Annotated in this window: 9 protein-coding genes; 4 read left to right on the plus strand and 5 right to left on the minus strand. The window is 46.2% G+C overall.

Translation table 11 applies throughout. The features are described from left to right. Positions 1-330 precede the first annotated feature (330 nt). From DYH48_RS16585 to DYH48_RS16595, 3 genes are all read right to left on the minus strand, one after another. A complete protein-coding gene (locus DYH48_RS16585; RefSeq protein ID WP_006085914.1) occupies positions 331-1,956 on the minus strand; it encodes a di-heme oxidoredictase family protein in 1,626 nt (541 codons plus the stop codon). Positions 1,957-2,111: 155 nt separating this feature from the next. Further along, positions 2,112-3,272 carry an imelysin family protein gene (locus DYH48_RS16590; RefSeq protein WP_006085915.1) on the minus strand — a complete coding sequence of 387 codons (1,161 nt, stop codon included), beginning with the start codon at positions 3,270-3,272 and terminating at the stop codon, positions 2,112-2,114. 41 nt (positions 3,273-3,313) lie between these two features. Then, positions 3,314-4,720, minus strand: coding sequence for a porin family protein (locus DYH48_RS16595; protein ID WP_115335387.1), 1,407 nt, complete (start codon positions 4,718-4,720; stop codon positions 3,314-3,316). A 266-nt stretch (positions 4,721-4,986) separates the two neighbouring features. Here DYH48_RS16595 and DYH48_RS16600 point away from each other — a divergent pair, with 266 nt between their 5' ends. From DYH48_RS16600 to DYH48_RS16615, 4 genes are all read left to right on the plus strand, one after another. After that, positions 4,987-6,195 carry an MFS transporter gene (locus tag DYH48_RS16600; protein WP_071940123.1) on the plus strand — a complete coding sequence of 403 codons (1,209 nt, stop codon included), beginning with the start codon at positions 4,987-4,989 and terminating at the stop codon, positions 6,193-6,195. A gap of 224 nt (positions 6,196-6,419) precedes the next feature. Next, entirely contained in the window at positions 6,420-7,259 is an 840-nt protein-coding gene (locus DYH48_RS16605; protein WP_011847636.1) for a TIGR03899 family protein, read from the plus strand. A gap of 142 nt (positions 7,260-7,401) precedes the next feature. Continuing rightward, the gene (locus tag DYH48_RS16610; protein ID WP_115335388.1) at positions 7,402-9,636 is read left to right on the plus strand and encodes an EAL domain-containing protein; all 2,235 of its coding nucleotides are present in this window, start codon (positions 7,402-7,404) and stop codon (positions 9,634-9,636) included. Further along, complete coding sequence (locus DYH48_RS16615) at positions 9,633-11,531, plus strand: sensor histidine kinase (protein ID WP_115335389.1); 1,899 nt, start codon at positions 9,633-9,635, stop codon at positions 11,529-11,531. Before DYH48_RS16610 ends, DYH48_RS16615 begins: the two co-directional genes overlap by 4 nt. Before the next feature lie 259 nt (positions 11,532-11,790). Here DYH48_RS16615 and cysC read toward each other — a convergent pair whose 3' ends face one another. Further along, on the minus strand, positions 11,791-12,408 hold the full coding sequence (gene cysC / locus DYH48_RS16620; RefSeq protein WP_006082881.1) for an adenylyl-sulfate kinase: 618 nt from the start codon (positions 12,406-12,408) through the stop codon (positions 11,791-11,793). A 64-nt stretch (positions 12,409-12,472) separates the two neighbouring features. Continuing rightward, a complete protein-coding gene (locus DYH48_RS16625) occupies positions 12,473-14,197 on the minus strand; it encodes an SLC13 family permease (protein WP_011847640.1) in 1,725 nt (574 codons plus the stop codon). Positions 14,198-14,199 lie beyond the last annotated feature (2 nt).

Below are 14,199 nucleotides of genomic sequence, written 5' to 3' on the forward strand. Positions count from 1 at the left end.
GCGGCTTAATTTCGACTCTCTATGCCCGTTTTGCACATCAAGTGACATCACCACGCACAGACTAAATACACAAAAAGCAGCGATAGACACTCAGAGTCATTGGCATTCCAGTGGGGTTTAACTGGATATGCAAACGTAAAATAACCATTAAGATATTTCATATTAGGTGATTTACCCTGCAATTTACATGAAATAGATCACGGGCTTAGCCCCAAACCACTCAGGTATATGCGGTAGTTTTAGCAAGCTCACAAAAAAAGGCAAACCCTGAGGTTTGCCCATACTGAAATACAGTAAACAGGATGAATCGACAAATCATCCTGTCACGCTTTACAAAGACATTAAAAATGCAATGACTTGCTCACGTTCATTTTTAGATAAATTCATAAAGGCAATTTGACTCTTTTCAGCTTCACCACCATGCCACAATATCGCTTCTTCTAGGGTTGCGGCTCGTCCATCATGTAAGAAACCGGCTTGAGGATTAACCGTCTGAGTTAAACCTATACCCCATAGTGGCCTTGTACGCCATTCGCTTCCCGAGGCTAAAAAGTCTGGTCGGCCATCGGCGAGCCCTTCGCCCATATCGTGTAATAATAAATCAGTGAAGGGATATATCTTCTGTCCTTTTAAGCTATCACTCATGGCTCGTCCACCAATGTCGCCACTCGTTTTAGTGGTATAAGAGGGCACATGACAAGCAGTACAATTAAGTTGAGTGAATAATCTCGCCCCCTCTCTTACATTCGGTTGAGCGACATTCCGCCTTGCAGGAACGGCCAAGGTTTCAGCATAAAAAACAACAGCATCACTGAACTCAGCTCCGACTTCAGGCGCACCATTTTCATCTTCCCCTGTATCAATAAAACCTGTTCGAGTGAGATAAGCATCATGTAGCGCCGTACCTTTGATACTTTCATTGGGGAATAAAGGATTGGTTATGCCAATATCGCCACGCAGTGCACCTAGGGATTGTACACGCACACTTGGGGTATTCGCCTTCCAACCAAAACGGCCTAAAGACACAGGTTCCTGATCACCCGCTTGTGCCTTCACAGCATCAAAAACATAGTTTGCCCTTGCAGAAATCCCATCATGATTTGCATCATTTTCATCGACATGTTGCAAAATATCCTCCTGCGCAATCGCTTCGAGCAAACCTAAGCCAAATACTGGCATTCCATTACGCCATCCCATTAACACATCGTCTTGCAAAAGATTTGAGGTCAAATTGGGGCTTTGCTTAGTTTCTCCTGGCGCATCATAGGGGTTTTCCACTTCAAATAGCGGCTTCTTCAATAAGACTTCAGTACTGTCTGGGTAAGTCACTGATTTTGTCTCATAAGATAAGTAAACATCCGCTTGCCCAATAAACTGATTCTGTTGCCAATCACCACGTGCTTGCAGTACGCCTCGATGAAACAGTTGTCCGCCGAAATCAGGTACTGGAATGGGTGCACAATAATCATTACTCACATCGCCTTTAATACAGACGTCATTGGCAGCCTTACTTATCCGCAAAAAGATGCCCGCATCTGATCCCAGTTTGACTCGTGCCTGACCTGCGCTGACTTGTGGAGTCGAGTTGCGTCCATCACGTTGATGGCATGCATTGCAGTTAGCGTTATTAAATACGGGGCCTAAACCATCTAACTCAGGGTGTTCAGCGTTTGGCGCCGTGGTAAAAGAAGTCTCAAAAAACTTATCGCCCGCCATGTGCAGCGCAAGTTCTGTCGCTGTTAGATTTACCGATGGTGTAGAGAAACCATGTCCTGAATTGCCTGCATCAAAGGTTGTCGTTGCGCCGCCGCTGGCAGTGATATCCGTATATTCAGGATAAACAATAGGTTCAGGTATGGGTGTATCAACATCTTGTGCATCGCCACTGCCACCACAGGCGCTCAGCTGTAAACAGCCAATGAAAAATGCAGGTAATAAAACGTGTCTGTTATTCATCAAAAATCTCACACAAATAAAATGACAAAGCAGCAACTATGCAATTGCATCCTTGCTGCTTAAGACATAACTCACCAAACGGGTTCCGTCGTTTAGCGTCATTTCATGACAATGCCAAGAACCTCTATTGCCTTAGCATTGCTCTGAATATGAAATTAAGATTTCCAACGAGAAAGTAATGGTATGACATCAGACTCAAGTGTGGTTTTCAGCTTAGTCAAGGCATCCACAGCCACTTGAATTCGCGCTCTTCCCGCATCATCTTTAATCGCTTGGCGGAAAGGCTGTTGATTGCTGCCGGCAATAGCGCGGATCTTGATAATGGCATCATCGATTTCACTGCTAACACGTGTCGCTAAGTTCGCATCGGCAGCGGCCACGAAGTTAATGATGCCCTGACGATCACTGTTACCGGTAAACTCTCCTTGATATACATTTCGTACACCAATGATGTTATTGGCAAAGTCATCTAATGAGTTCCAAGAATATTGCGACTCCACCTTTGAAGTATCGGCGGTGGCAAGGGAATCACCAAAGGGATCAGCAATCTTACCGTTACCGACCTCATCGACAATCGCAATCATGCCATTGATCAACTCTTCAACTACAGCCAATTGCGATGAGTAAATAGTATTGCCTGCTACACCGGGATTCTTCAGCAACTCAGCGTAGGGTTTAGCGGCAGCATCTTGCGGATTGTGGTTTATCTGCCAAGCATCGTCGAGCTGCTTAGTGTAATCACGGAACACTTCGGCCAGTGCAATGAGATACTCACGTTCTTTTGCTGTTAACTGACTGATAGGTTTAGTATTACCATTCACACCATCGCCGAATAATAAAAATTCAATGGTATGAAAACCTTGTACATCATCGTTCCAGCCCTTAATCGTCTCAGCATCAAAACCTGAGTTAGTATTTAGCTGTGTTTGTAGATCGGTCGTATTGAGTGGCCAGCTATCAAGATGTGGATCGATGCTAAGTGAGTCAACTGGGCCAAAAATATGTGATTCACCTTGTTCCCAAGGTAAACGTGCCGCTTTCCACGCAGCTTGAGCTGCGTCTAAATCCGCTTGTGCTGTTGAGTTAGTTAGCTTCTGAGTCGCCAGTAAAAGTGCTTCCGCTTTCGCGGCTAAGTCCGCATAACCAGCCACGATAACGTCATCGGTCAAGTTAATGATCATCTCAGTGGCGGCGTAACTAAAGCGATTATCCGGTGTAGTTGGTGTTGTGGGCGTTGAATCATCCGATCCAGAACCACCACAGGCAGCTAAGGTACTCATAAGGGCGATGGCTATTGCCGTTTTACGTAATGTCATAGTGCTTAATGTCCTATTTGTTCCATCAAAAGTGAATGTGACTAGAGCGAAAATTGATAACCCACGCCAAGGGCGAAGAAATTAGTATCTGGAATGCTCGCGACAGCCACTTGTTGTAAGCCTGCTTCCGCTTTAATCACTATCTGTGGGATAGGGAAATAGTTAATACCGACACTGGTCCAAGTATTTTCAAAACGCTGAGTCGCTGTGCCAGTTTCGACTTCCATCAAAGGATTGGAATAATCTATGTTGGCAAATACGGTTAACGGAAGAGAGGTGAAATGATTCAAATCGATGCCAGCTTCAACAAAGAAAGCCTGTGACTGCGATCCTAACTGTGCGAAGTTACCGGGCCTTAAGCCTGGCGTTGTTTTATTTGCTTGAGTAATGGCATCGCTGTCGCTCAAGGTACCGTAGAGATACTGACCGCGTAAGATCCAAGGACCTTCAACATAAGCCGCTGCGACGGACACTATGCTAACTGTGCCATCCACATTGATTTTATTACTCTTGTGACGATTACCACTGGTATTGCCATAGTAGTAAGCGACACCAACGGCGGAACCTTTCTTAAAGTTGCCGTAATCTAAACGTCCTGCAAATGCTAAATCGTCGCCATTAACATGCTCGAATCGTTTTTGATGACCCGACGCTGCCCAATCATAGGTTCTAAAATATTCTGAATTGAGACCACTGATAATTTGGGCCTGATAGTGGAAATCAGCCATTTCACCATATATACCGATACCGTTTTCATTCCAAACGGCGGGGATCATGGCGGCTTCGCTTCGATGACGCATCACGGTAAGATATTGATTTGGTTTGTGCAGCATACTGGTCAAGCCAATAGGAACATGGATATTACCAAATTTAATACCAAAGGCTTTAGACGGACGATAACGCAGCTCAGCCTTTTCGATCATCACCTCTCCGCCAGCTTCGACTTCTGTTTCAAATTCACCGAACTCATCAAAACCATCGTATTCTAAAGCGACGCCTGTGCCGCCATGCTCATACTCTATTTCGACTTCCATGCTCCAAGCATCGGTAAATTGATAGCCGAACTCAGTTACAACACGTTCTAAATCGAAACGATTACGGCGCTCTGGTGTGGTGTCTTGGACGTTATCAAAGTACTCATCACTGGTATAAACGGCGGTACCGTAGGATTCAAATGAAAACTTGCTAAGTTTATCGGCGGCGGTTTCAACACGATCTACCGCGACACTGGTCTTAGTTTGATAGTCTGTCTGCTGAACTTGCTGCTGTTTCTGTTGCGCAGCTAATTCTGATAACTGCTGCTTTAATTCTTGTAATTGAGCCTCTTGCCTTGCGATAGCCTGCTCTAAAATCGCAGGGTCCGTCGCTGCCTGTGCAGTGCAATTAACCCCACCTATGAACGCAGTGACCAAGATGGCCAGTGAACTCAACTTTAACTCTGCTCTCATTTCTTTCTCCGCGCTGTGTAACAGCTTCCCCGTAAATGCGCGAACAAAATAGATCAATTGAGAATGATTTGCATTAGAATTTACAATTAAATTTACAAACAAATTACATTAGTATCTGATTGTATACCGGATCTGATGCCCGTATTTTTATTCAAAGAAATCGCTATATTGATTCATAAACCACACACTCTTTAAGCGTTAAGTGATCTAGCCTATTAGCCAAAAAAGCATTAGCATTTGCACACTTATCGCCTGAGTCCATATCCATGAAATCCATTCAAACCAAAGATCCTAAAGCACTCTTGCTGTGGATGACCTTTGTGATGTCGCTTGTGTTTGCCGTTTGGCAGGCACTGCTCAATAACTTCGTGATTGAAAAAGCCCAGTTCACCGGTGCTGAAATCGGCATGTTACAAAGCCTGCGCGAGATCCCAGGTTTCTTGGCTTTCACCGCCATTTTTGTGCTTTTACTCATTCGAGAACAAGCCTTCGCCCTGCTCTCGCTGGCCTTGCTTTGTATCGGCGTGGCGGTGACAGGTTTCTTTCCTCAAGTCATCGGCTTGTATCTGACGACGGTATTGATGTCCGTCGGGTTTCACTATTTTGAAACCATCAACCAATCACTGACGCTGCAGTGGGTCGATAAAAAAGATGCGGCGGGTTTTATGGGTAAAGCACTGGCGTGGCGCTCGGCCGCAGCCTTAGTGGGTTATGCCAGTATTTGGTTAGTGATGACCTGGTTGAAGTTAGACTATCAACACATGTATCTGATTATTGGCGCGTTAGGTCTGGTCATGGTGCTAACCATGACTTGGTATTACCCCAAATTTGAGACTACGGAAGTCCAACATAAGAAAATCATTCTGCGTAAGCGCTATTGGCTCTATTACCTGCTGACCTTTTTCTCGGGTGCGAGACGGCAAATTTTTATGGTGTTTGCGGGCTTTATGATGGTCGAAAAGTTTGGTTATAGCGTGAGTGAAATTACTGCGCTGTTCTTAATAAACTATGTCGTTAATCTGTTGTTTGCGCCTGCAATTGGGCGGTTTATTGGCCGAATTGGTGAGCGTAATGCGCTGACAGTGGAATACGTTGGACTCATCATAGTCTTCATCAGTTACGCCTTAGTCGAGCAAGCACACATGGCGGCAGCGCTGTATGTGATCGACCATTTACTGTTTGCGATGGCTATCGCGATGAAAACCTATTTTCAAAAAATTGCCGACAGCAAAGATATTGCCGCCACTATGTCGGTCAGTTTCACCATTAATCACATTGCCGCAGTGATTATTCCTGTGCTTTTGGGCTTATTATGGTTAACCGATCCCGCCTTGGTATTTTACATAGGCGCAGGCTTTGCCGTATGTTCGTTAATTCTGGCGCTCAATGTACCGCGCCATCCTGAACCGGGTAATGAAACCTTATGGTCTTGGACGAGCAAAAAAGCGAAATCCATCGCTAAAGCGATCGAATAAAGCGATCGAATAAAGCGGCATAATAACGGTCTCAGGAATAAGCTAAGCTCAATGTTGAGTCTAGAACGAACGCTAAAGCGATCGCCATCTAAGCTAGGCACTCAAGCGAGCTATTCAAACAAGATATTCAAGTTAAATGCTAAAGCTAGGCAAACAAGTTAGACAGATAAAGGTGAGCGCTTTGCTCTCACCTCCCCACCAATGCAGGCTCAAGGATTAACGCGATGAAGGATTCAGATATTTTAATGTTGGCAGAAGAAGGCGAGTCAACATCCGAGGCATCTGCTCGCAAAAAAGCCCTGCTACTCGGCCGTCAATTAGGCTTAGCCAGTGAGCAAGAATATCGCCCTGCGAATGCTTCCATCGCCGAACGCGCCCAACATAGAGCCCGCAAGTTATCGAGCCAGTATCAAGCCAATGTAGAAACCATTTTTGCCTTAGCCCTCAGTTATACGCCATCGGATGTGACTGGAGTCGATCTCGATCCCGATTGGAGTCATCAATTCTTTTTGATGGCGGAGCAAATCCATAACCGTAGGATGCAAGACTTGTGGGCACGGATATTATCGAGCGAGATAGTTAATCCCGGCAACTTCAGTCTGCGCACCTTAGCGCTACTTAAGCAGCTGACCCACAGGGAAGCGCAAATCCTTGAAAAAGCCCTCGGAATGGCGGCTAAGGTCAATAGCGAACAGCGCCTAAAACTCATCAGCGGCTATCGCTTATCCGGTGGTATTGGCCAGTATTTTCGTAAAACGACCTCAGTCAATTTAGGCTTATCCCAGTTTGGCCTACCCTACTCCAGCATTCTGACCTTAGTCGATGCGGGGATACTGCACAGCAGCGAGTTCGAAACCGGCTTGCTTAACAACAAAACGCCGATTCAATTTGCCCTGCAAGGCATACAAATGAAGCTCACGCCTAAGAGTGGCAATCTGCTTTTTAGCTATTATCGCTTCACGCCGATTGGTGATGAACTCGCCCAACTCGTGCAACCTAAGCCGGATCAAGAATACCTCAAGGCCCTGCAACTCTTGTTCGCTAAGGATTTTAAGATCGAGTAGCGACATAATCGCTTATATTATTGACTAATAAAAATATTTGCTTGAATAAACCCCATCTGTCGCAAATACTCTATGTATAAAAAATGCTCGTTTTATTTGCTGAGTGAATAAGGATGCGAATGGCATCTCAAGGATGGAGAGAATGATTAGCCAAGAACAAGATGTCTTTTTTTTAGACGAACAGTCTTCACCACAACACCTCGAAAATCAAAAAACAGTCAAAATACTCGCGGTGGACGATGACTCAAACTTCCAACGTTCAACCGCCTTTGCGTTATCTACCCTCACCGTTCTCGGCTGCAAAATTGAGCTCACCCAAGCATTTAGTTATGCAGAAGCTTGCCAAGTATTAGCGAAGGAAAATGATTTTGCGATCGCCTTAGTCGATGTGGTGATGGAAACCGAAGATGCAGGGCTACGTTTGGTGCGTGGTATTAGGGAAGTGCTCGGCAACGAAAAAATCCGCATTATTCTGCTTACAGGTCAGCCCGGCATGGCCCCTATTTTCGACGTGATGCGTGATTACGACATCAACGACTATTGGACTAAATCTGAGTTATCGGCCGATAGGCTGCAAACTATCCTCACTACGAGTCTGCGTTCATATCAACAAATTAGCAGTATTGCCAATGCTAAGCGTGGCTTGCAACTGATTGCCGAGTCCAGCGGCGCACTCTACACCTCACGCAATATCAAAGAGCTTTCCGGCAAGATGTTGCGCCAGTTATCGACCTTATTGAACCTGCCCCATGGCGGCATTGTGTGCGTGAAATCGACAAATGAATTAACCGAACAGGGTATTTCCCACCAAATCATTGCCGCATCGTGTGAGTTTGAACCGTATTTTGGCCATTCGTTACAACAGCTTGAGCAGCAACACATACGAGCACAACTTGAACTTTGCCTGAGCCGCAGGCAGTCTCGTATTGAAAATGACTTTACTTGCCTCTTCTTCCCCGACGAACTCGCTGGCGCCGACTATGCTGTCTATTTAGCGACGGGTAGACCACTGGATATCACGGAAACTGAACTGATCCGTGTGTTTAGCATGAACATTTGTGGTGGCCTGCATAGCGTGTCGCTCATGAGCCAACTAGACAAGATTGCTTTTGAAGATCCGCTCGTCAAAATCCCTAATCTCAACGTATTACTCCGCACCTTAGAAGGCGTGCTGGCGGAAGACATTCGCGAAAAATTCAACTTATTGCTCATAGATATCGATAAGTTTTCCGATTTTAATCGCGTATTTGGCTCGTCCCAAGGCAACGAGATGCTCAAACATGTCGCCTGTTGTTTACGTGAACACTTTGATGCTTGTGTATTAGTCGCCCGCCTCAAGGATGATAAATTTGCCGTGCTCGGCCCTAAAACCTTAGTCACCGCCGACATTATTAGCCGACTCTTTATTCAACCCTATCAACAGGGGAAATCGAAGATCACGGTCAATATCAGCACAGTCACACTGCCGCTAGAATTAGCCGATGGCACTGCGGTTGATGCCATCACTCAGGTGAATACCGCCCTCAAAACCGTAAAAAAACTGGGTATTCGGCAGCACGTGACTTACCAACAAGCCAATGACGATAATGTGGCCTATCACTTCGAACTCTTACAATCGCTGCAACACAGTATTACCTGTAATGACATCCATATTGCACTGCAGCCGCAAGTCTGTATTAAAACAGGTGAAGTCGTCGGGGTTGAAGCGCTGGCTCGCTGGACCTTACCTAATGGTCAAAATGTGCCGCCGTTGGATTTTATCCCCATTGCCGAAGCGACAGGTTTGATCACCCAACTCGGTGAGCAACTATTCGTGCAATCTTGCCAAGCACTCTGCGCACTCAATGAAGCGGGTTATACCAATTTGTGTATGGGAGTGAATTTATCGGCCATGCAATTTGAGCAGGAAAACATCGTTGATATTTTAAAGCAGCACATTGCCGACGCTAAAGTCCCGCCCAAGCAGATAGAAATCGAAGTCACCGAATCGATTGCGATGCAAAATTTTGAGATCATCCGCAAGCAATTAAATGAGTTACGCTCAAAAGGCATTAGAATCGCAATTGACGATTTTGGTACCGGATTTTCCTCGTTAGCTTATCTCAGTAAACTGACCTTCGACCGCATTAAGATTGATAAATCCTTCATCGACAATGTCACCTCAGATGATGGCGCCGCTGCGATAGTCGATAGCATTATCTTGTTAGGACAACGCTTCCACATGAATGTGATTGCCGAAGGCGTTGAGACTAAAGAGCAAGCAAAATGGCTAAGCGACCGCGGCTGCCACGATGCCCAAGGCTACTTTTATGCTAAGCCCATGCCACTACCGGAGTTATTAACTTGGCTTAAAAACTACCAAAAAACACCACTATGACAGCGCCATCGCAATTGACTCAGCCTACCTTCTGGGGCTACTGGCTCAGATTCATGCTGCCGTGGTTATTGTTGGTGCCGATACTCACCACTTTGCTTTATCAAAAGCGCCATGAAGATGCCATGGTGCCCTTATACCAAGAGGCGAACACCCTTTTAGGTGATGCAGCTAAAACCATTGCCTACCATATTGGTAATATTAAGCGCGACGCCCTATTTCTTGCTAAATATCAAACACTCCTCGATGCGGCGGCGGGAAATGAGCAAGATCTCACTCAGGTCGAACATTTCTTCGAAAGCTTTAGTGCCGCATCACAAAACTACGATCAAGTACGTTGGCTCGATAATAACGCCTTAGAAAAAGTCAGAGTCAATCTTGTCCAGAATCTCCCACACATAGTTGCTAAACCATTATTGCAATTGAAGGCTAAGCGATATTACGCCATCCAGAGTTTAAGCTTAGCCCCTAATAGCTTTTACTTTTCGCCCTTAGATTTGAATGTCGAAAAGGGAGAAATAGAAAACCCAATCAAGCCCGTATTAAGAGTCACCACTCCCGTGTTTTTACCTTCAGGCGAGCGCCAAGGCTTTATTGCCCTCAATTTTCTCGCCCAATCCATGTTAGACGCCATTGCCAAAATTACAGCTAACAGCAATGTTGAGCTTTCACTGCTGAATAAAGAGGGTTACTGGCTACTCTCATCCAATCCCGAACTCACCTGGGCATTTATGTTTAATCGCCCCGAATTAACCTTAGCTAAGCTCAATCCCGATGCTTGGCAACAGATTATCCAAGATAGCGAAGGCGCCTTTATCACCCCCGAAGGGCTCTGGGATTATGAAAATGTACAAGATGCGACCAACACTTCTGACCAAGATTGGAAACTCGTGATACGGGTTCCCAATGATCAACTCTCAAAGATTAATCAACGCAGCCTGCTGGAAGCGCTCAGTCTAGGGATTTTATTACTGTTACTCGGCGGTGGGATCTGTTGGCGCGCTGCAAAGTCCATGCGAGAACGGGACAAATTGAATCAAGAGTTAACCGAGCAACAGCAAAAACTCACCCAATCCAATGCCGCGTTAGCCGAATCGTTACAGCACTTACACGACACTCAGCAACAACTAATCGAGACGGGAAAACTCTCATCCTTAGGCATGATGGTGGCTGGCGTCGCCCATGAACTCAATACCCCAGTCGGCGCAGCACAGGTCACGTTATCGAGCATGAAAAATGAATGCACTAAGTTGCAAACCGCCTTCGAAACGGGTCTTAAGCGATCTGATGTTGATACTTACTTTATTCACTTCCATGAAGGCGCGGAGATAGTGCAAGCCAACTTAAGCAGAGCCGCAACCTTAGTCAGTAGTTTCAAACGCTTAGCCGTCGATAGAACAAGGGAAGAGCGCCGTAGTTTTAAGCTCACGAGCCTCGTTCAGGACATGCTACATACCTCATGGCTGCGGATGAAGAAGCAATCCCATGAGCTCGAAATCGACGTTGATGCCAATATCGAACTGAACAGCTACCCAGGCGCACTCGGACAATCCCTTGAAAACATCGTCACCAATGCGATAACTCACGCTTTTGAAGGGCGAGTTAATGGTCAAATCAAAATCTCGGCAAAGATGATAGAAGAGCAAATAGTCGAAATCACAGTCTCAGACAATGGCATAGGAATGAGCGAGGAAACAATGAAACAAATCTTCGATCCCTTCTTTACCACTCGTAGGGGAAATGGCGGAACTGGGCTGGGTTTACACTTAACCTATCAACTTGTCAGCCAACTTCTTGGCGGGAAAATTACGGTCAGCAGTACGTTAGGTAAAGGCAGCGTTTTTAGTCTAACAATCCCAGTAACAGCCCCAGAAGCCGCCGAGCTGAATCTGAATTAACCGGTTATACGCAACGGCGATAGATGGCCAATATGCTGGCCGAATATGATGCTAAAACTTGATGTCTAAACATGATGCTTGAACTATGGTGTTTGAACACGGCGCTTAAACCATGTTGCTTGAATATCAGCATTGAACATAGCGGACGCATTGCGCCCAAAACAAAACAGGAGTCCAAGGCTCCTGTTTTTTATGACCATTCAATCACTTGCTAAGGCATAACTTGGCTTGATATGGCTAGGTATAACTAGTCATAACACTAGGCGAGCGCTTTAGCCTTATCGGCATTGATAACATTGATTGCCGTTAGATAATCGATTAAGGCGCGGACTTGAGTCGCTAAATCGCCTTTGCTGGTATCTATGGTCAATTCTGCCGCTAATGGCGCTTCATAGGGTGATGAAATACCAGTGAAATTACTGATTTCACCACTGCGTGCTTTCACATATAACCCCTTAGGATCACGCTGCTCGCACACACTTAATGGCGTCGACACATGCACTTCAATGAACTGACTGGCAGGGAAACGGGCACGAATGCTATCGCGCTCCTCACGGGTCGGGGAGATAAAGGCCGATAACACCACAAGCCCCGCATCCACCATCAATTTAGCCACTTCGCCGACACGGCGCAGGTTTTCGTCACGGTCTTCAACCGTAAACCCTAAGTCTTTACACAGTCCATGGCGTACATTGTCGCCATCGAGCAAATAAGTGTGGAATCCCGCCTCAAATAACGCCCGCTCTAATGCACCAGCCAGTGTCGACTTGCCCGCGCCAGACAGTCCGGTAAACCAGAGTAATACTGGATTTTGGCCTTTCTGTTCGGCTCTGGCGGCTTGATCTACAGGATGTTGATGCCACACGATATTTGTCATAAAAACTCCTCAATCCCCATGTTGTTAAACGGCTAACATAAGGGCAATAAACTCAAGCTAATCACTAAAAAGGAAAGATGATCGGCACCATAAATATCACTATCAGGGAATACAGCACAGATAACGGCAATCCTAGGCGGACGAAGTCACTGAAGCGATAATTACCCGCATTAAACACCATCAAATTGGTTTGATAGCCGTAGGGTGAAATAAAGCTCGCGCTGGCACCAAAAACCACGGCCATAATAAAGGGTCTTGCATCGACACCGTAATTAAGCGCAATCGCGTAGGCGATAGGGAAAGCCAGCGCTGCGGCAGCATTATTGGTAACTAATTCAGTCAACAACAAGGTCATAAAATACACACCGACAAAAGCGCCAAACACCCCATAACCATTGATAACCGAGAGTAATCCTTGGGCTAAACTGTCCGCAAGGCCAGTGCTCATCATCAAGTTAGCGAGCCCTAACGCACTCCCCACTATCACCACTAGTTCCAATGGAAAACGGCGTTTAAGCTCTGCCAAAGTAACAGCGCCAATAACAAAATAACTCAGCAGCAGGAGCACTAAACCTTTAGCCAATGGCAATACACCGGTGACACTCAAAACGATCGTGACCGCAAAGCCTAGCAATACCCAACGACCACGGCGACTGTCTAAGCGCACATTCAAATCTAAGCCGCTGATCGCCGCAAATTCTGAACTCAATTTTGCGCTATTGCTGAAACCATCGCCTGGCGTCAATAACAACACATCACCGGGTTGCAGAATAATGTCGCCAAGCCCGCCCTTCAGCGGATGATTTCCGCGGCGGATCGCCATCACGGCCGCATCGAACTGCTCACGAAAACGCGATTCTTTCAACGAACTGCCGACTAAACTGGATGATGGCGCGAGCACTGCTTCAACTAAATTTTGTCCCTTAGCTTGATGCTTACCAAACCAATCTAAACCATCGAATTGATGCAATAACTCAACCGATTCGACTGCACCACTGAAGCGCAGCACGTCGTCCGCTTGCAGCACTAACTGGGGCGGCACAGGGCAAATACAAATGCCGCTGCGTTCTAGTTCAACCAGATATAACTTCTTCAGCGCCCTGAGTTTGTTATCCACCACACTGCGACCCACTAAGGATGAGCCTTTTGCCACATGGGCTTCGAGCAAGTAAGGCAGCGCCTCTTCACCCGACTCTTCCCGTCTGTCGGGCAGAATGTTCGCTAGTAAGATCAATAACAAGATGCCAGCGACGACGATCACAACAGCGACCGGCGTGAACTCGAAGAAACCTAAGGCGGGTAAGCCGGCGTTTTCCACAAAGGAGTTCACAATCAAGTTGGTCGAGGTACCAATCAGGGTCAGTGTGCCACCTAAAATTGCCGCATAATTTAACGGCAATAATAACTTAGCGGGTGCGTGTGCTTGATTGCGACGCACAACCCCGATAAGCGACGCCACGACCGCAGTGTTATTGGTAAAGGACGACAGCAAGGCGGTCGATAGCCCAAGCTTTGCCATTGTCATAGGCAAAGAACTATTGCCTATGACTTGACTCAACTTTCCCAGCAGGGAGGTTTTTTCTAACGCCGTCGCGGCCAACACCAATAGGACGAGTGTGACTAAGCCAATATTTGTAAAGCTTGTTAATGCGGTATCGAGCGCAACCATGCCAAGCAAATAACAGAGCAAAAATGCAAATAAAAACAATACCGCTGGATTGATACGGCCGCTAATTAAGCCAGCCACAAGACCTAACAAAATAATCGCTAACAGCCACAAGTCACTCACAA

This window comes from Shewanella baltica, from assembly GCF_900456975.1.
Taxonomy (GTDB): domain Bacteria; phylum Pseudomonadota; class Gammaproteobacteria; order Enterobacterales; family Shewanellaceae; genus Shewanella; species Shewanella baltica.

Bases quoted from the DNA above. Each gene is read 5' to 3' on its own strand.
- DYH48_RS16595 (WP_115335387.1), bottom strand. From the start codon at position 4,720: ATGAGAGCAGAGTTAAAGTTGAGTTCACTGGCCATCTTGGTCACTGCG.
- DYH48_RS16600 (WP_071940123.1), top strand. From the start codon at position 4,987: ATGAAATCCATTCAAACCAAAGATCCTAAAGCACTCTTGCTGTGGATG.
- DYH48_RS16585 (WP_006085914.1), bottom strand. From the start codon at position 1,956: ATGAATAACAGACACGTTTTATTACCTGCATTTTTCATTGGCTGTTTA.
- DYH48_RS16605 (WP_011847636.1), top strand. From the start codon at position 6,420: ATGAAGGATTCAGATATTTTAATGTTGGCAGAAGAAGGCGAGTCAACA.
- cysC (WP_006082881.1), bottom strand. From the start codon at position 12,408: ATGACAAATATCGTGTGGCATCAACATCCTGTAGATCAAGCCGCCAGA.
- DYH48_RS16615 (WP_115335389.1), top strand. From the start codon at position 9,633: ATGACAGCGCCATCGCAATTGACTCAGCCTACCTTCTGGGGCTACTGG.
- DYH48_RS16590 (WP_006085915.1), bottom strand. From the start codon at position 3,272: ATGACATTACGTAAAACGGCAATAGCCATCGCCCTTATGAGTACCTTA.
- DYH48_RS16610 (WP_115335388.1), top strand. From the start codon at position 7,402: ATGATTAGCCAAGAACAAGATGTCTTTTTTTTAGACGAACAGTCTTCA.